The sequence below is a fragment of the Streptomyces sp. NPDC052225 genome (assembly GCF_040679615.1).
Taxonomy (GTDB): Bacteria; Actinomycetota; Actinomycetes; order Streptomycetales; family Streptomycetaceae; genus Streptomyces.
The window spans coordinates 310,774-327,080 of the sequence record NZ_JBFAVD010000001.1; the positions used below are offsets into that span (position 1 = coordinate 310,774).

The 16,307-nt window shown below is 70.7% G+C and carries 20 protein-coding genes and 1 pseudogene; 17 read left to right on the plus strand and 4 right to left on the minus strand.

Annotated elements, in window-relative coordinates:
• Nucleotides 1-108: 108 nt before the first annotated feature.
• Nucleotides 109-1,515, plus strand: a complete 1,407-nt coding sequence (locus tag AB0L37_RS01485; RefSeq protein ID WP_365498305.1) for a protein kinase — start codon at nucleotides 109-111, stop codon at nucleotides 1,513-1,515.
• Between the two features lie 13 nt (nucleotides 1,516-1,528).
• Here AB0L37_RS01485 and AB0L37_RS01490 read toward each other — a convergent pair whose 3' ends face one another.
• Both AB0L37_RS01490 and AB0L37_RS01495 read right to left on the minus strand, forming a co-directional pair.
• Entirely contained in the window at nucleotides 1,529-2,956 is a 1,428-nt protein-coding gene (locus AB0L37_RS01490) for a hypothetical protein (protein ID WP_365498308.1), read from the minus strand.
• 176 nt (nucleotides 2,957-3,132) lie between these two features.
• Nucleotides 3,133-3,261: a DLW-39 family protein gene (locus AB0L37_RS01495; protein WP_003999697.1), complete on the minus strand. Its 129-nt coding sequence runs from the start codon at nucleotides 3,259-3,261 to the stop codon at nucleotides 3,133-3,135.
• A gap of 289 nt (nucleotides 3,262-3,550) precedes the next feature.
• On the opposite strand from AB0L37_RS01495, the gene AB0L37_RS01500 reads away from it, so the two are divergent.
• Complete coding sequence (locus AB0L37_RS01500) at nucleotides 3,551-3,895, plus strand: DUF6344 domain-containing protein (RefSeq protein WP_365498311.1); 345 nt, start codon at nucleotides 3,551-3,553, stop codon at nucleotides 3,893-3,895.
• Nucleotides 3,896-4,639: 744 nt separating this feature from the next.
• Here AB0L37_RS01500 and AB0L37_RS01505 read toward each other — a convergent pair.
• Both AB0L37_RS01505 and AB0L37_RS01510 read right to left on the minus strand, forming a co-directional pair.
• Complete coding sequence (locus AB0L37_RS01505; RefSeq protein WP_365498314.1) at nucleotides 4,640-6,079, minus strand: tyrosine-type recombinase/integrase; 1,440 nt, start codon at nucleotides 6,077-6,079, stop codon at nucleotides 4,640-4,642.
• Between the two features lie 458 nt (nucleotides 6,080-6,537).
• Nucleotides 6,538-6,954 carry a helix-turn-helix transcriptional regulator gene (locus AB0L37_RS01510; RefSeq protein ID WP_365498317.1) on the minus strand — a complete coding sequence of 139 codons (417 nt, stop codon included), beginning with the start codon at nucleotides 6,952-6,954 and terminating at the stop codon, nucleotides 6,538-6,540.
• A 230-nt stretch (nucleotides 6,955-7,184) separates the two neighbouring features.
• Between AB0L37_RS01510 and AB0L37_RS01515 the strand changes: the two genes are divergently transcribed.
• From AB0L37_RS01515 to AB0L37_RS01585, 15 genes and pseudogenes are all read left to right on the plus strand, one after another.
• Nucleotides 7,185-7,682: a hypothetical protein gene (locus AB0L37_RS01515; RefSeq protein ID WP_365498320.1), complete on the plus strand. Its 498-nt coding sequence runs from the start codon at nucleotides 7,185-7,187 to the stop codon at nucleotides 7,680-7,682.
• A gap of 80 nt (nucleotides 7,683-7,762) precedes the next feature.
• Nucleotides 7,763-8,362, plus strand: coding sequence for a sigma-70 family RNA polymerase sigma factor (locus AB0L37_RS01520; protein ID WP_365498322.1), 600 nt, complete (start codon nucleotides 7,763-7,765; stop codon nucleotides 8,360-8,362).
• Nucleotides 8,359-8,685, plus strand: coding sequence for a hypothetical protein (locus AB0L37_RS01525; RefSeq protein WP_365498325.1), 327 nt, complete (start codon nucleotides 8,359-8,361; stop codon nucleotides 8,683-8,685). The genes AB0L37_RS01520 and AB0L37_RS01525 overlap by 4 nt, the downstream gene beginning before the upstream one ends.
• Nucleotides 8,682-9,416, plus strand: coding sequence for a BN159_2729 family protein (locus tag AB0L37_RS01530; RefSeq protein WP_365498328.1), 735 nt, complete (start codon nucleotides 8,682-8,684; stop codon nucleotides 9,414-9,416). The genes AB0L37_RS01525 and AB0L37_RS01530 overlap by 4 nt, the downstream gene beginning before the upstream one ends.
• Nucleotides 9,413-9,712: a hypothetical protein gene (locus AB0L37_RS01535; protein WP_365498331.1), complete on the plus strand. Its 300-nt coding sequence runs from the start codon at nucleotides 9,413-9,415 to the stop codon at nucleotides 9,710-9,712. The genes AB0L37_RS01530 and AB0L37_RS01535 overlap by 4 nt, the downstream gene beginning before the upstream one ends.
• Nucleotides 9,709-9,996 carry a hypothetical protein gene (locus AB0L37_RS01540; protein ID WP_365498334.1) on the plus strand — a complete coding sequence of 96 codons (288 nt, stop codon included), beginning with the start codon at nucleotides 9,709-9,711 and terminating at the stop codon, nucleotides 9,994-9,996. Before AB0L37_RS01535 ends, AB0L37_RS01540 begins: the two co-directional genes overlap by 4 nt.
• Nucleotides 9,993-11,264: an AAA family ATPase gene (locus AB0L37_RS01545; protein WP_365498337.1), complete on the plus strand. Its 1,272-nt coding sequence runs from the start codon at nucleotides 9,993-9,995 to the stop codon at nucleotides 11,262-11,264. The genes AB0L37_RS01540 and AB0L37_RS01545 overlap by 4 nt, the downstream gene beginning before the upstream one ends.
• 85 nt (nucleotides 11,265-11,349) lie before the next feature.
• On the plus strand, nucleotides 11,350-12,837 hold the full coding sequence (locus AB0L37_RS01550; protein WP_365498339.1) for a UvrD-helicase domain-containing protein: 1,488 nt from the start codon (nucleotides 11,350-11,352) through the stop codon (nucleotides 12,835-12,837).
• Complete coding sequence (locus AB0L37_RS01555) at nucleotides 12,834-13,112, plus strand: hypothetical protein (RefSeq protein WP_365498342.1); 279 nt, start codon at nucleotides 12,834-12,836, stop codon at nucleotides 13,110-13,112. The genes AB0L37_RS01550 and AB0L37_RS01555 overlap by 4 nt, the downstream gene beginning before the upstream one ends.
• Nucleotides 13,113-13,193: 81 nt before the next feature.
• Nucleotides 13,194-13,868: a hypothetical protein gene (locus AB0L37_RS01560; protein WP_365498345.1), complete on the plus strand. Its 675-nt coding sequence runs from the start codon at nucleotides 13,194-13,196 to the stop codon at nucleotides 13,866-13,868.
• On the plus strand, nucleotides 13,868-15,169 hold the full coding sequence (locus tag AB0L37_RS01565; RefSeq protein ID WP_365498348.1) for an AAA family ATPase: 1,302 nt from the start codon (nucleotides 13,868-13,870) through the stop codon (nucleotides 15,167-15,169). Before AB0L37_RS01560 ends, AB0L37_RS01565 begins: the two co-directional genes overlap by 1 nt.
• Nucleotides 15,166-15,210, plus strand: a pseudogene (locus AB0L37_RS01570) (hypothetical protein); the annotation flags it as partial. The gene AB0L37_RS01565 and the pseudogene AB0L37_RS01570, both read left to right, overlap by 4 nt.
• A 153-nt stretch (nucleotides 15,211-15,363) precedes the next feature.
• The gene (locus tag AB0L37_RS01575) at nucleotides 15,364-15,606 is read left to right on the plus strand and encodes a hypothetical protein (RefSeq protein WP_365499205.1); all 243 of its coding nucleotides are present in this window, start codon (nucleotides 15,364-15,366) and stop codon (nucleotides 15,604-15,606) included.
• Between the two features lie 3 nt (nucleotides 15,607-15,609).
• The gene (ssb, locus tag AB0L37_RS01580) at nucleotides 15,610-16,095 is read left to right on the plus strand and encodes a single-stranded DNA-binding protein (protein WP_365498351.1); all 486 of its coding nucleotides are present in this window, start codon (nucleotides 15,610-15,612) and stop codon (nucleotides 16,093-16,095) included.
• Nucleotides 16,095-16,271, plus strand: a complete 177-nt coding sequence (locus AB0L37_RS01585; RefSeq protein ID WP_365498354.1) for a hypothetical protein — start codon at nucleotides 16,095-16,097, stop codon at nucleotides 16,269-16,271. The genes ssb and AB0L37_RS01585 overlap by 1 nt, the downstream gene beginning before the upstream one ends.
• Nucleotides 16,272-16,307 lie beyond the last annotated feature (36 nt).

Here is a 16,307-nt window from a genome sequence, read left to right on the forward strand (position 1 = left end):
GGGCACCGCCGCCGTCCACGAGCGGCGGTGCCCCCAGAGCGGGTGACCTCGGGCGACGTCCATAGGGGCCTTGGCATCGCGGGCCCGGGAGGGGAGCGACGCACCACCATGGGTGAGGTCTTCGCCGGCCGGTACGAACTGGCCGACCCGATCGGTCGCGGGGGAGTGGGCGCGGTGTGGCGCGCCTGGGACCACCGGCGCCGCCGCTATGTCGCGGCCAAGGTGCTCCAGCAGAGCGACGCGCACACGCTGCTCCGCTTCGTGCGGGAGCAGGCCCTGCGCATCGACCACCCGCACGTCCTCGCCCCGGCGAGCTGGGCCGCGGACGACGACAAGGTCCTGTTCACCATGGACCTGGTCGCGGGCGGCTCGCTGGCGCATCTGATCGGCGACTACGGGCCGCTGCCACCGCAGTTCGTCTGTGTCCTGCTCGACCAGCTCCTCTCCGGTCTCACCGCGGTGCACGCCGAAGGCGTGGTGCACCGTGACATCAAGCCCGCGAACATCCTTCTGGAAGCCACCGGTACGCGGCTGCCGCATCTGCGGGTCTCCGACTTCGGCATCGCGATGCGCAAGGGCGAGCCACGTCTCACGGAGACCAACTACGTGGTGGGGACGCCCGGTTACTTCGCGCCGGAGCAGGCGATGGGCGCCGAGCCGGACTTTCCCGCGGACCTCTTCGCCGCGGGCCTCGTCGCTCTGTACCTCCTCGAAGGCGCCAAGCCGGACGCCAAGTCGCTGATCGAACACTTCGCCGACCACGGCACGCCCAGTGCCCCGCACGGCGTCCCGGGTCCTCTCTGGGGCGTCCTCGCCGGCCTGCTGCAACCCGATCCCGAGGCGCGCTTCCGTACGGCGACGGGCGCCCGCAAGGCCCTCCTGGCGGCCGCCGAGCTGCTGCCGGAGCCGGGCCCCGACGACGAGCTGATCGAGGTCTTCGACCAACTGGGCCCGCTGCCACCGGGGTTCGGCCCGAACGGCCCGGCGACCCGTGGCCGCAGGGCCCGTCCCCCGCACACCGGCCCGTCCCCGGCATCCGCTCCGACCGCCCCGAAGCCCGTACCCGAGCCCGCCCCTCAACCGGCACCGGTATCGGCACCGGCCCCGGCACCGGCACCGGCCGTCGAACAGACACCGGCCCCGGAGCCCACTCCCCAGCCCGCGATGTCCGAGACGGGCAGCTTCCATCTCCCGCCGCCCGCACCGGCCCCCGACATCCGCCTCGCGACTCCCCCACCTCTGCCTCCCCCCGTGCCGCCGATGCCGGCGACGCTTCCCCCGCACGCGGTCCCCGCGGTCCCTGTGGCTCCAGCGGCCCCCGCCGCCCACGCGGTGACCACGGTGGTCCCCCACGAACCCGAGTCGTTCCGTCACTCTCTGTACGCATCGCGCCGCGCAGAGGTTCCCGCCCCGCGCCCGAAATCGCCGGGACCACCCCCACGGGTGACGATCCCGGTCCTGCTCCTCGCGCTGCTGTGCTTCGCCGTCGGGATCTGGGCGCTCACCCAGGCCTGAGGGCGCCCGGCCGTCACCCCCGCAGTCGCCGCACCGCGACGACGCGCCACGCCCCGAGCCACAGCAGCAAGGCCGTCCCCGTCCCGATCCCGGCCACGCCCAGCAGCGTCATCGCCCCGCTCCCCGACGACGCGGAAGCGCCTCCGGCGGAAGCCGAGGAGCCGGAACCGGAGGCAGCAGAGGAGGAAGAAGAGGAAGGCGCAGCGGACGATCCGGGGCCCGCATCAGCACCGGAGCCGGCACCAGAACCGGGACCGGAACCAGGATCAGAACCGGGCTCGTCACTCCAGACCGCACCCCCCTCACCCTCCTCCGCGGCCTCCCGGTCCTCAGCCGTCACCTGGAACTCCCCCGGACCGCGCACATAGTCGGGCGCCTTCCCGGCTTCCCCCTCCACACCCACCCGCAGCGTCACCGCGGACGCCTTGTCCCCGTACTTCTGCGCCATCGCCGGGTTGAGGGTGACCTTGACGTAGTACCAGCCGGCCAGCCGCATCGCCGACTCGTCGTCCCGCTGGAGAAAGCGGTTCTCGTACGCCACCGGCGGCAGCGGATCGAGCGTCACGGCCGTGGGCTCGCCCGCGTACGACGCCTCCTTCGCGACGACCGACGCCCGGGCCGGGTTGTACAGCTCCACGTCGAGCGCCCCCGCGACGAACCCGCTGCGGGACGCGTCGACTGCCGTACTGCCGAGATCGGCGCCGAGGCGGAGCTGCTGTCCCCAGTCCACGGGCACGCGGTAGAAGTGGCTCTGCCCCGGCCGGATCCGGTCCTGCCAGACACCGGCGGGCAGGGCCTCCGCGTCGTTGAAGCCGGTGCCTCCGCTGCGCGGCCTGCCGGTGCCGGACGGCGGCGGCACGGATACCGATGGCCAGGCCTCAGGGCCCCGGGTGGGCGCGGCGGTCACGAGGCCCGACTCGGTGGCCACCCGCAGTTCGAGCCCCCACGCCTGCCGCGTCGACCCGGCGTCCGCCTTCCGCTCCACGACCACGTAGTACGTCCCCGCCGTCTGGCAGTGCAGCCTGCCGGGCCGTACGAGCCGTTCCGCGGCGGCCGCGATCGGCCGCGGGTACGCCCCCGAACGGAACGTCGCGCGCGCGGTGTCGCAGCTGTTGCCGCCACTGTCGCGAAGGGACACGGCGATCCCGTCCGCGTACGACACCTTCACCCCGGAGCCGAGCGGGGGCACGGCGACGACGGAGGCGTACGCGCTGGCGGCGCCGTCCAGCTCGACGCGGTAGTACGCGACGCCGTTCGTCCCCGTACCGATCGAACTGCGGTACGTCCGGCCGGCCTTCAGCTCCACCGCCTCGGAGCTGTCGTGCACCGGCTTCACGGTGCGGGCACTGTCGGCATAGACGTACGGATCACCGTTCCCGGCCGCGACCGCCGCTCCCGGCGTGATGAGCGCGGCGCACAGCCCCGCCCCGACAGCTGCCACCACCAGTCCCCGGAGTCTCCCCATGGACCGTCATCCTGCCGTTCCGCCGCGCGTGCTGTCCGCCGGGCGCCGGAATCCCGCCATTCATTTGCTCACGCAAGGCCGATGGCATCCGGACAGCACAAAGCCCCGGCCGCTGATGCGACCGGGGCCTGCGAAGAGACTGTTGTCGATACTCACGAACCCGTGGGCACGGAGTCAGTCGCCTCCGTCCACAGATCCTGCTCGGCGCGATCCGCCTGGATCTGGCGGTACACGAGGAGCCCGCCGATGGCGGCCAGTGCGACCAGGAGAAGCTTCTTCACCGCGCGACCTCGTCTTTCCTTGACGTAGGGGACCTCTGGCGCCCGACTATACACACCGACCGATACCGATCGGTGACCTGGATCTACCCCAACTCCCGCACGGCACGCCGCAGTCGAAACGGACGCGTCGCCTCCTTCTCCCGCCGCCCCGGCCAGAAGGGCCCGTGCGCCCATCCGAGTGGTGTTCATCTGAAGATCGACGCGCCATGGGCGTCGGTCCTTCACTCTCGGCGCTGCGTACACATCATGAGGAAAGTACGCAAATCGCCCAACCCGAAAGTGAGGGACCATGACCAAGAACCGGGTCATGACGCTGTGGACCGTCGTCATCTCTGCCTTCATCGCGCTCTTCTCCGCGCTCGGCCTCGTCTCCCCGGCCGCCGCGGCCACTCCCGTACAGCAGACGGAGGAGGCCCGCAACGCCACGGTGAGCGCGGCCCCCGCCGCCACGACGGCCCTTCCCTACTGGACCTTCAAGAGGTCCCTGCCGCCGACGATGAAGCAGCGCATCCGCGCCGAGGCCCACGGTTCCTCCCCCAGCTGCCGCCACCGTCCGCCGGCCGACACCGAGCAGACGGACGACAGCGACACGAGCCTGGCCACCGAAGCCCTCGCGGCACAGCCGCACCCGTAGCCCCCTCCGGAAGCTCCACCGGACGAAACCCCGTCAGTCTCCTTACGACGGGCAGCCCCTTCGCAGCACAGAGCACACCGCAGTACGGCACAGCACGCCAACTCACGAGACATAGAAGCGACGCAGCACGGCAGACGGCGGCAGCACGACCACGCCGCCCATGAAGCCCGCCGATACGAGGCCCCAGCCATCCCTTCCGGCTGAGCGGGCCCTTTCGGCATGTCCTGCCGCAGAGATTCACGACGCCTCGCCGTCATCCACCGCGGCCACGAGGTACCCGGCGAACCGGAGACCTGGACGAGCATCCGCACACCTCGCGGAAGTCGATCTCAGCCGCCCGTTCGCTTCAGCCGGAGATGGATCTTCTTCAGGGCGCGCCGGCGACGCAGATGCTTACGGCCCCGACCCACCCCCAGGATCACGGCAATGAGCCCCCGCGAAGCGCGCGCATCAAGCTCCACGCGGGACCGCGAGGTCTGGCTCCGTGGCCACCACTGGGTCCGCCACAAATGCCGAAAACCCCCCACCGCGATCGGTGAGAGGTCTTCGTACTTGTGGGGCTAACAGGATTTGAACCTGTGGCCTCATCCTTATCAGGGTGGAGCTCAAGAGGTTCGATCTTCGCAGGTCACCTGACCTGCGGTTTCATCCCCGATCTACAGTCCTCGCCCCTGCCCGTATCCGACCCACCCCTGTCCCCCTCATCAGTCCCCTGGGGTAATCCCGGGGTAGCAGCGGGGTAGCTCACGCAGCCGTCACCACCTGGAGCCGACGCCGGTCACCCCTGCTCGGCTTGCCCGGCTTCCCGTCCTCCAGCGCCGCGAGGACCTGGCCCGCGTAGTCCGCAGCCGCGTGCGTATAGATCCACGTGACCTTGCCCCCGCGCTCGTGCCCGAGAATCTCCTGAGCGATGACCTCCGGCACACCGATCGCGTGCAGCCGTGAAGCGTACGCGTCCCGGGTGTCCGAGAAGACCGGCCACCAGTCGATGCGCTCGACGAGTTCCTGGCGGCGGCGCCCCGTCGCTTTGTCGGTCACGAACGTCTTCACCTTGCGCACGACCTTGCGCGCGACCCCGGCCGCCTTGATCGCGTCGACCCAGAGGCGACGGAACGCGCTCCGGCGCAGCGGCGCGCGGTACGGCTCGCCCGCGCTGCCGTTCCTCTTAGTCCCGCGGCGGACCTTGTTCCTGCCGTGGAACACCAGCTCGTTCTCGCACAGCCCGTCAGCTGGCTCCGACACGGCACGGCTCGGGGTGCCCTCTTCGCACTCCTCTGCCCACAGCTCGCGCAGCACCCGGACGGCGAGACCCGTCAGCGGCACGGTACGCAGACCGGCGTCCGACTTCGGGTAGGACTTCCGCTTGATCTTGCCGCGCGGCTCGACCAGGACCTCGCGCACATGGAGGCGCCGGCCTTCCAGGTCGACGCGGCACCAGCGCAGCCCGGCCAACTCCTGGAACCGCAAGCCCGTCTCCTGGGCGACGATCAGCAGGGCGTGGAAGTACGCGGGCAGCTTCTGGCGGATGAGCCAGAGCTGGGCGTACGACGGCGGCCGCCGGTCCTCGGGGTGCTTCTTCTTGATGGCCGGCAGCTTCACGCCGTCGGCCGGGTTGAAGGGGAGGCGCCGGTCGAGCTTGGCCGCGGTGAGCATCCGGTCCAGGACCTGGAAGCACTTCGTGACCGAGGCCGCGGCGAGCGGGCCGCCGTTCTCGTCGTGCAGGGAGTTGACCCAGGTCTGGATCTCCAGCCACGTCAGCTCGAAGAGCCGGTAGCTGCCGAACGTCGGCTCGATGTGGTTGCGCCACATCCCCTCGTCGCGGAGCTGCGGCTGTGTCCAGTGCTCGATCCGCATCTCGTTCTTCGTCTGGGTGGGCCACCACAGTCGGTGCCAGGCGCACAGGGTGATCTCGCCGCGGGCCGGGTCCACCCACACGCGTTGCCGCATTTCGGTGCGGGTCTGCTCCAGGAACGCGATCGCCTCGTCGAACGTGGGCTTGGTCTTGCTGCGGCCCTTGCCGGATGGGTCGGTGTAGCGGGCTTCCCAGGAGCCGGTGTGCTCGTCGGTCGGAGTGCGATCGCCGGGGTACCGCTTCAGGCAGGTCGGGCAGCCGCAGCGCATGGACGGGTTCGGGCGGGGGTTGCTGGTCTCGGTCGCCTGTTTCAGGGACTGCTTGCGCACCATGTGGGAGTGCTCCTGATCAGAGAGTCGAAGCGTCAGCCGTCTGCGGGAGCGGGAGCTCAGGGAGCTCTACGCGCGTACCGCAAAAGCAGAGGAGGCCGGCGCCGGGGATGTTCGGTGCGCCGAGGTCGACTGTCAGGAGCGCATGCAGTTCTCTGATCAGGTCGTGTGGGTGGGTGCCCCGTAGGACGAAGAGGGTGATCTCGTCCGGGTCCCAGATGGCGATCTCTGGCAGATCGTCGGCCACGGCGATACGGATGCACACAGGTATCCCCCCAGGGATGCACGACAGCGCGGAGTGATCCGCTCCGGGAGGACAGCGGGGGACTGACGTTACCTGTGCTTGCTGATGTTGTGGAGGTGATCTGGCATATGCACGGGGAGCACTTTTCTCACACCCCGTGTGAAGTCAGTGTGAGCACAGAACCTCCCCTCAATTAGGCAACCCTTAGCGGGAGTTGCTAGGCGCGGCTAGACGAAGCCATCTCTTCAGCGATGCCGAGAAGGGAGCGCTGCTGCCGAGCAGACAGGCCGCGATAGATCTTCAGCAGCCGCGCCTCACGCTCGGCGTCACTGGGGCCGGGCACGGGTCGGCCGGCCGACTCGAAGATCTGCTTCGGCGTGACGCTGCCACCCCATCCCCGGAGGGAGTCGGCGAGGGCGCGCAGCTGCTCGGGATCCACGCGTGAAGTACCGCGGGTCCGCGTGATCCACGCGTTCAGCGTCGGGTACTTCACGCCACTCGCTTCGGCGAGGTCCTTCTGGGTCTTGCCGGTCTCCTCGAGGAGGCGCGCGAGCAGTGCCGCCAGGTCCTCGCCGTTGGCGGCGTGGCCCTCGGCGGGGTGGGGCTCGCCGGGGTCGTGCGGGTGGCTAGTCACGAGATCGAGGATCGGGCATCTGCATCTACATGCGCAAGTAGATCGCGCCGCCGTGACCGGTTGTTGACTGTGCCCCGGCGGTTCTACATAACCCTCGTGCGCCCCTATTCACCACATCTGCGCCCCTACGCGACACGCTTGACTCGATATGCATCTACATGCAGACTGTAGATATCGCTGGTCACCCCGACCGGCGAGACCCCTATACGGCCATGTGCCGGAGGTTCCCCATGCGACGACGTGAGCAAGGTGCCCCGCTGCGGGCCGCCATGAAGGCGGCCGGGCTGGACATCCCGCGCCTCGCCGCCAGAACGAAGGAAGTCGACTCGGCAGGCGAGGGCCTGTCAAAGGCCCTCGTCGGCTTCATCGTGGGCGGCGGCAAGAGCGCCCGCGAAGAGTGCAGCGACCGCGCCGCCGAGCTGATCGCCGACGCGCTCGACCAGGAGGTCATCGATCTCTTCGAGCCTGTCGTTTTCACGCTCCGAGAATCTACATCTACATCGAGACCGAGATCGGTTGAACCGGCGAAGTCGGTCCTGCCTGAGCGGCTGATGGATCAGCGCGAGCTCGCCGGATTCCTGCGCAAGTCCATGAGCTGGATCGATGCGCAGATCCACGACGCGAGCGAGCGGGGCGAGACCTGGCCCGGCCTGATCTACGTCGGCCGGTCCCGTCGGTTCAACCCGGCTGCCGTGCTCGACGCGATGCAGCGGCAGCGCGCGGCGTGACGCGAAAGGGGCCGCCCGGATGCGACCCGGACGACCCCGCACAACCAGTTCCACCCCTACGTCAAAGAAGAGGACAGGCTGTGAAACCACAGGCTAGCCGCAAGATCAGTCCGCTGGGAGGGCCCGAGCCGGAGCTCGTGGCCGCTGCCCGTACCGGTGACCGCGACGCGTTCGCCACCCTCTACAACGATCATCGCGACCGGGTGTTCCGCTACGTGCTGCTCCGCACCAGGGACCGCGCGCTGGCCGAGGACCTCACGCAGGACACCTTCGTGCGGGCGCTGCGCCGGTTCGAGACGTTCACGTGGCAGGGCCGCGAGGTCGGCGCGTGGCTGTACACGATCGCGCGGAACCTCATCACGGACCACTACAAGGCGCGCCGCACCCAGAGCGAGGTGCCGGTCGCCGAGATGTCCGACGAGGACGAGATCGTGCCCAGCGCGGAGGACGGCGCGCTCCGGCATCTGGAGATCGTCGAGGCCCGGGAGACGATCGCGTTCGCGATGCTCGCGTTGACGGACGGTCAGCGGTCCTGTGTCCGGGCGCGGTTCTTCGAGGACCTGAGCGTCGAGGAGACGGCCACCGTGATGGGTCGGAAGGCCGGCGCGGTAAAGACGCTCCAGTACCGCGCGGTCCAGGCGATGCATCTTGCCCTGACCGACCAGGCGGTGGCGGCATGACCGACGCCCAGACGTTGGCCCATCAGGCGGCTGCGCTCACGGTTCTCGCCCGCCTCGCCGTCCAGTTCCCGACGCTCCCCTCCGCATACCTCGTGTCGAGCGACGTGACCCCGTTGCGTGTGGGCGTTCAGCTCAACCACGTCGAGGCCCTGGAGTCCTGGCGTGAGGCCCTGCACATCGCCGCCGACAAGGTCGCCATTCGCTCCCACAGCACCGACGGCCGCATGTCGCTGGGGTTCCCGGGTGATGTCGAAGGGATCGCCTTCGACGTCTACGTGGTCTTCGAACTGGCTGCACCGCAAAAGCAGGAGGCCACGGCATGAACAAGAACATCCCGCACGCCGTGAAGGTCGTGCGCGAGGCGCTCGCCTCGTCCGGCTCGGACCCGGCCGCCGCCGTCGTCCACGCCCTCAACGACGTTCGTCTGCTCGTCGACCCCGAGCGGTCGTTCGGCGCGGTGCTCCGCCGGGCGCCGGGCGGAGCCTGGCAGACCGAGCCGCGCACAGAGCTGGAAGCGCAGGCCGCCGCGTGGGACGAGGCGAAGCAGCGCGCCGTCGCCCTCGCCGAGCGGATCCCCCAGAAGTTCACGCAGATGCCAGGGTTCCAGCAGGCCCGAGCCGAGGGCGACCACGTCACCGTCGGCGTCTCGTGCTCGACCGTCGAGCAGTGGCACCAGCTCCGCATCTACTTCGGGATCACCGAGGACCGGATCGATCCGCTGCCGTACGCCCTCATCGGGCGCGGTCATCGCGACGGCGTCGCTGTGTCCGTCGTCGCGTACGACGTGCCGCAGCTCGGCGTCGACACGGGCAACAGCGCGCGACGTCCGTACCGGCACGACGGAGTCCTGCACGACCTGGCGTTTCCGCAGCGCGACATCACCGGCCAGGTCTGGTTCTTCCAGGGCGAGATGACGGCGGAGGGTGTGCCGCTGCTCGTGGTGGACGGGCGCCCGGAGCGCTGCTCGCTGACGAACATCGTTGAGTTCGCAGGCCCGTTGACGCCCGTCACGGCGACGGCAACGCCCGTCACCGAAGGCGGTGAAGCCGCGTGAAGGTCCCGTCCATCACGGCCGTCGCGTTCCTCCGCATCGCGAACAGCGAGAACCCCGAGCGGTTCCAGACCATCGTCGCCGTCGACGCGACCGTCGCCCACCAGAACAACCTCGACCTGGCGGACCTCGCCGACGCGGCCTGGAACGCGACGGACCATGTCCGTCTCGCCGCCGAGATCGAAGTGCTCGCCGGCTTCCGCCGCATCCGGGCCGCCGCCCACCCGACGAGCTGCTGGTGTGACGCCTGCCGCGTCCGCCACTCGCTCGCCCCGAAGCCCCACGGGGGTGCCTGGTGACCGCGTACACGCAGGCCTTCCAGGCCTTGACCGGGAAGCGCGCGCTGACACCCGCCGAGGCGACACGACTCCTGGCGGCCGTGCTCGACGAGCACGCGGGCGAACTCGCCGACGTGATCCGCACCGAGGCGAAGCGGCTCAACGCCCCGCAGGAGAAGGACACCCCGGCGATCGACCGGCGCAAGCGGCGCCGTCACCGCGGCATGCAGACCGCCGCGTCTCTGATCGACCCCGCCCACAAGCGGGCCCAACTGCCCCATCAGCGCGACCGGAGTACGTCATGACGACCTTCACGTTCACGCCCGCCACCCGCGAGCAGGCCCGCGCCCGCATCGGACTCCAGGGCCCCGCCGGATCGGGCAAGACCAAGACCGCGCTGCGCCTCGCCGAGGGCCTGGCCCAGGGCGGGCAGATCGGCGTCGCCGACACCGAGCGCGGCTCCGCTCTCAAGTACGCCCCCGTTCCCGGGAAGCCGGAGCTCGGCGGGCACGAGTTCCTGCACCTGCCCATGGACCGGCACGACCCGCGCGACCTGATCCAGGTGGTGCGCGCCGCCGAAGAGCAGCACCTGGCCGTGCTCGTCGTCGACTCCTGGTCGCACTTCTGGAACGGCCGGGGCGGTCTCCTGGAGATCGTCGAGGAGGCCGGGTCGCAGCGCGGCGCGGGCGGAACCTTCGGCGGCTGGCGCACCGGCAACCCGATCGAGCAGGAGATGCTCGACGCGCTGCTGAACTTCCGTGGCCACCTCGTCGTCACCATGCGCACCAAGGGCGATTACGTGATCGAGGGGAAGAAGGTCACGAAGGTCGGTGTGCGAGCCGTGCAGCGCGAGGGCGCTGAGTACGAGCTCGACGTCGTGATGGACATGGTCGAGGGCACAGCCACCGTGACCAAGACCCGGTACGCACCGCTCGACGGACAGGTCATCCACCACCCCGGCGAGGACGTCGCGGAGATGATCCTGGAGCAGCTCGGGCAGGGCGTGGACCCGGTCCAGGTGATCGTCGACGAGCTCGTCAAGGAAGGGCTGACGTACGACCAGGCGCTCGCCCTGCATGCTCGGGCGAAGGGTCGCGGCATCCTCAACTCCGGTCTGCTGCACCCGACGACGGGGGCGCCGACGAACCTCGGGGAGCTGATCCGGGAGTACGGGCAGTCGGTCAAGCCGCAGGCGCCGACGCCCGTCAACGCCCCGTCAGCGCCCAGTACGCCGCCGCCTGGTGAGGCGTCGGCGGAAGCCGTCGCGCTCGACGCGGCCGCCGCGACCCTGGCCGGTACCGCCGAGGACGCGAGCCGGGCGACGCCGCCGCAGATGAGGCTCATGCACGCCACGTTCAACCAGCTCGGCATGTCCGAGCGGGAGGACCGGCTCCGCGCGACGTCGCTGATCGTCGGCCGCTCGATCCCGTCGGCGAACGACCTGACCCTGGACGAGGCGAAGACGCTGCTCGACACGATCACCGCGCTCGCCGCACGCGGAGAGACCGGCCCCGCCGACCTCGTCGCCCTGGTCGACAGCCTCGCCGCCGAGGCCGCGCAGCAGGCCGCCTGATCCACCACTGAACCGCGGGCCCCGCCCTGCCTTCCCCCCTCGGGGCGGGGCCCGCACCACCCCAGAGAGGAGGTGCACCCCAGTGGTGAACCCCACCCCAGAACAGACCGAGGCCGTCGCCGCGTACGGCGACGGAGCCGACCTCGTCCTCCAGGCCGGCGCCGGGTGCGGCAAGTCGAGCACGCTGAAGCTGATCGCCCGCTCGGACCCGCGCGCCCGCATGACGTACGTCGCCTACAACAAGACCATCGCCGACGACGCGAAGCGAAGCTTCCCAATGTCGACGCAATGCTCGACGGCGCACGGGCTCGCCTTCGCCGGGATCGGCCGCCAGTACGCACACCGCCTGTCCGGCCCTCGCCAGACCGCGCACCAGGCAGCGCAGGCCCTGAACGTCCCGCACATCCTCGGCTACCCGACCGGCACCCCGGTCGTCCTGAACGACGCGGGCGAGAAGATCGCGTTCCCGTCGAAGAAGATCATGCGGTACGCCCAGGAGACCGTGACCCGCTGGTGCTACTCCGCCGACCCGGAGCCCACCACCCAGCACATCCCCCGCCGCACCGGCCTGAAGTCGTACGACACGATCGACCAGATCGCCGAGCTCGTCCTGCCCGTGGCCCGCGCCGCGTGGGCAGACCTCCGTAAGACCGACGGTGTCCTGAAGTTCCAGCACGACCACTACCTGAAGATGTGGCAGCTCGGCGGCCCGAAGCTGCACACGGACGTCGTCCTCCTCGATGAGGGGCAGGACACGAACGACGTCGTCGTGGACGTGATCCAGCGCCAGGAGCACGCGCAGCGGATCGTTGTCGGCGACTCCGCTCAGCAGATCTACAGCTGGCGCGGCGCGAACGACGCGCTCGCCAAGTTCGCCGCGTCGTCGGGCTCGCAGGAACGGATGCTGTCGCAGTCGTTCCGGTTCGGTCCGGCCATCGCCGACTCGGCGAACGCGTGGCTCTACATCGTCGGCACCGAACTCCGGCTGACCGGGTTCGACCCGATCTCCTCGGTCGTCGGCACGGTCGACACCCCGGACGCCGTGCTGTGCCGCACCAACAGCGGCGCGATGCAGGTCGTCGTCGATGCCCTCGGGCGCGGTGTGCCGGTCGCCCTGGTCGGCGGCGGCTCGGACATGAAGCGCCTGGCCCAGGCCGCCGAGGCTCTCCAGGAGGGCCGCGACGTCGACCACCCGGAGCTCGTCGGCTTCCCGTCCTGGGATGCCGTGCGCCAGTACGCCGACGAGGAGGCAGACGGCGCCGACCTCCGCGTGCTGGTTGACCTGATCGACGAGTACGGCACGGCCGCCGTCATCAAGTCGGCCGACGCTTTGGTCTCCGAGGACAAGGCCGAGCTGGTCGTCTCGACCGCGCACCGCAGCAAGGGCCGCGAGTGGGACAGCGTCCAGATCCACAGCGACTTCCGCGCCCCGTCCCCCGACCCGGCCACGGGCCTGGTGACGATCCAGCGGGAGGACGCCCGGCTCGCGTACGTCGCGGTCACCCGCGCCCGCCTGGCGCTGGACGACCGGGCTCTGTCGTGGATCGCCGACGTCAAGGCGGTCACGTCATGACGGACGTCGTCGTCCTCGCCCTCGGCACCGTCACGGTGTGGGTGCTGGTCTTCATGTACTACCTCGGCACCCGCCGCCGGCCTGCTCGGCGAACTCCGTTCCAGCGGGCACAGCCCGACTACAGCGAGGGCTTGGAGCGGATGCGCGCCGCGATCGCCGCGTCGTACCGGGAGACCGTCCCGGGCCCGCCGTCGCAGGACCTCGTCGAGTGCTGGGCGATCTGGTCCGACCCTCCCGGCGTCGAGGTCGCGGAGGACGAGGAGCGGGACACCTGACCGCCGTGGCCCGGCGGATGGGACCGGCCGCCGGGCCACGGTCACAGCACCACTGCACATCGCACTGAAGGGGCGTCATCTGTGGGAACCCGCCTGCTCGTCGAGGTCGTGAACGCGGCCCCGGCGACGCTCACGCACCGCGAGGCATGGGTGCTCGCGGTGCTGGCGGGGGACGCCGACGACGAGTCCCGTACGACGCGGTCGAGCGTCGAGGACCCGGCACTGTTGCGCCGGGCTCGGGTGTCGCGGCCGCAGATGTACGCCGTCCTGCGGACGCTCGCCGCCAAGGGCGTGCTGAAGCGCACGGCGGCCGGGCACCGTCACGGCACCGCGCAGTACGAAGTCCTTCCGCTCGACACCCCAGCGCCCGCCGCAGCCGAGGCGCCGAAGCGGAAGGCCCCGGCGCAGCCCGCTCCGCCGCAGCCGCGCCGCGAGCGTCCCGCCGCGCGGGCCTCGCCCGCCGGGTTCGAGGACTTCTGGCAGGCGTACCCCCGCAAGGTCGCGAAGGGCAGCGCGCGCACCGCCTACGTGAAGGCCGTCAAGCGGGGCGCCGACCCCGCCACGGTCACGGCGGCCGCCGCCAAGCACGCCGCCCAGTGGCGGGCCGCGCACACCGAGGTCCGGTTCATCCCGCACCCGGCGACCTGGCTCAACCAGGAGCGCTACGAGGACGAGACCGACCCCACCCCCGCTCACCAGCAGCCGCAGATCCCGGGCGCTCGCTACACCGATCCAACCGAGAAGGGCATCTTCTGATGACCGACCCCGACGACTTCACTCGGGTTCCGCCGAACGACCACGACGCGGAGCAGGCGTACCTCGGCGCGCTCCTCTTCGCCGGCCGCGACGCCCGCCGCGTGCACCAGCTCGTCGCACCCGGTGACTTCTACAAGCCCGCGCACGCCACGATCCACAACGCTGCCGGGCTGCTCATCGACCGCGCCGAGCCGATCGACCCGATCACCGTCGCGGCCGCGCTCCAGGCCGACGGCCTCCTGGCCCGGGTCGGCGGCGCCCCCTACCTGCACCATCTGATCCAGACCATGCCGTCGGTCTCGTCGGCGGACTGGTGCGCCGAGCGGCTGCGTTCCCTTACGCAGCGCCGCGGACTGATCGAGGCAGGGCAGCGCATCGTCGACCGGGCGTACGACCCGGCGAGCGGTGAGCCAAGCGACCTCGCCGAGGAGGCCGTGGCCCTGACGCGGGACGTTCGCGACGCAGGCCGCGCCGCCGACGACACCCCCGTCACGGACATGCACGACTTCCTCCAGGTCGTCGACACGTACGACTGGGTGGTGCCGGGCCTGCTGGAGCGTGGGGATCGGCTGATCCTCACGGCGGGCGAGGGCGGGGGCAAGTCCGTGCTGCTACGGCAGATCGCCGTCGCCGTGGCGGCCGGGGTGAACCCGTTCACGATCATGCCGTCCGAATACGGGGCGCAGCGTGTCCTCGTCCTCGACTGCGAGAACTCCGCGCCGCAGGGCCGCCGCCACTATCGGAACCTGATGAACGCGGCCGAGCGCGCCCGTCAGCCGGTGAAGCGGGGGCAGCTGCACATCGACGTGCGGCCCGAGGGCGTCGACCTCACGCGCGGCGAGGGCCGGGCCTGGCTGATGCGGCGGGTCGAGACCGTGATGCCTGACCTCCTGGTGATCGGTCCGATCTACCAGCTCCACACCGGGGACCCGTCGTCGGAGGATCACGCCCGCCGGGTGACGACCGCGCTGAACGAGGCCCGGGTTACGGCGAACTGCGCGATGGTCATGGAGGCTCACGCGCCGCACGGGAATGGGTTCGGGCCGCGCTCGCTCCGCCCGGCCGGCTCGTCGCTGTGGATGCGGTGGCCCGAGTTCGGGTTCGGACTCCGCCCCGTCGAGGACGAGAAGTCGGCCGAGGAGGACAGGGCTCGGCGCCTGGTGCCGTGGCGTGGCCTGCGCGACGAGCGGGCGTTCCCGCAGTTCCTGCGGCAGGGCGAGCGCGGCTCCTGGCCGTGGGTCCCGTACACCCCGATCGACATGGACGTGCGCGGCTACTCCTCGACCGGCGCGACCGGATGAGCCGCGAGTGCCGCGTGTGCGGCCGGCCGCTCCGCTCCGCCGAGTCGATCGCGCTCGGTGTCGGCCCAGTCTGCGGCCGCGCGACGGGCGTCATCGCCCCGTCAGCGCCACGTGCTCCGCGCACCGCGGCCGCCGCCCCAGCCTCGCCCGGCCCGATCCCCGGCCAGATCAGCATCCCCGTTCAGGAGCCCCTCATGTCCGACTCCGCTGTGCCCACCACTGTCGTCGTCGTGCACAACCCGCAGCCACCTCGGTACCACCACACGGACATCGACGGGGATCGGCTCCTCATCACGACCGCCGAGATTCCTGAGGTTGGCGCAGGCGTGTACTTCCGCACCGACTCCCCGGGGTCCAGCGTTCCGGTTGCCCAGATCCCGCAGCTCATCGATCGGCTCCGCGAGATCGCGGCAGCCGCTACTACGAAGGAGAACTGATCAATGTCTCTGCCCACGATGACGGGCGTCGGACGCCTCGTCGCCGACCCCGAACTCCGCTTCACCGCCAACGGCAAGGCCGTCGCGAACATCCGCCTCGCCTTCAACTCCCGCCGCCTCAACCAGCAGACCCAGCAGTGGGAGGACGGCGACACCTTCTGGGTCAACGGCACCGCCTGGGAGAAGCTCGGCGAACACGCCGCCGAGACCCTCGCCCAGGGGATGGAGGTCGTCGTGACGGGCGACCTCCGCACCGAGCAGTGGGAGAAGGACGGCCAGAAGAACAGCCGCCCCGCACTGATCATCCGCAGCATCGGCCCGAGCCTGGCGTACGCCACCGCCACGGTGACGAAGGCTGCCGCGCAGCAGCAGGGGAGCGGACAGCAGCAGCGGCCGCCGGCCTCGCCGCCTCAGCAGCAGTACCGGCAGGGCCCGCCGCAGAACGACCAGTGGTCGACCGGTCCCGGCAGCAACGAACCGCCGTTCTGATGGCCGCCCTCGTCCGCTTCCCCGGCGGCACGGACGACCTCGCCGAGATCGTCGAAGCGCTCGTAGCCGCGGCCGACTCCCGCGAGAAGAACGCGCCCGAGCAGGCGCTGCGCTGGCGCTGGCTCGCCGACGACATCGGCGACGCCCTCGACCAACTCCCCACCCCGCAGCAGTAGATGAACCTCCGGAGCAGGGGCCCCTCGAAGGGCCCC

Bases quoted from the DNA above. Each gene is read 5' to 3' on its own strand.
- AB0L37_RS01485 (WP_365498305.1), top strand. From the start codon at position 109: ATGGGTGAGGTCTTCGCCGGCCGGTACGAACTGGCCGACCCGATCGGT.
- AB0L37_RS01500 (WP_365498311.1), top strand. From the start codon at position 3,551: ATGACCAAGAACCGGGTCATGACGCTGTGGACCGTCGTCATCTCTGCC.
- AB0L37_RS01505 (WP_365498314.1), bottom strand. From the start codon at position 6,079: ATGGTGCGCAAGCAGTCCCTGAAACAGGCGACCGAGACCAGCAACCCC.
- AB0L37_RS01515 (WP_365498320.1), top strand. From the start codon at position 7,185: ATGCGACGACGTGAGCAAGGTGCCCCGCTGCGGGCCGCCATGAAGGCG.
- AB0L37_RS01525 (WP_365498325.1), top strand. From the start codon at position 8,359: ATGACCGACGCCCAGACGTTGGCCCATCAGGCGGCTGCGCTCACGGTT.
- AB0L37_RS01530 (WP_365498328.1), top strand. From the start codon at position 8,682: ATGAACAAGAACATCCCGCACGCCGTGAAGGTCGTGCGCGAGGCGCTC.
- AB0L37_RS01545 (WP_365498337.1), top strand. From the start codon at position 9,993: ATGACGACCTTCACGTTCACGCCCGCCACCCGCGAGCAGGCCCGCGCC.
- AB0L37_RS01555 (WP_365498342.1), top strand. From the start codon at position 12,834: ATGACGGACGTCGTCGTCCTCGCCCTCGGCACCGTCACGGTGTGGGTG.
- AB0L37_RS01565 (WP_365498348.1), top strand. From the start codon at position 13,868: ATGACCGACCCCGACGACTTCACTCGGGTTCCGCCGAACGACCACGAC.
- AB0L37_RS01575 (WP_365499205.1), top strand. From the start codon at position 15,364: ATGTCCGACTCCGCTGTGCCCACCACTGTCGTCGTCGTGCACAACCCG.
- ssb (WP_365498351.1), top strand. From the start codon at position 15,610: ATGTCTCTGCCCACGATGACGGGCGTCGGACGCCTCGTCGCCGACCCC.
- AB0L37_RS01585 (WP_365498354.1), top strand. From the start codon at position 16,095: ATGGCCGCCCTCGTCCGCTTCCCCGGCGGCACGGACGACCTCGCCGAG.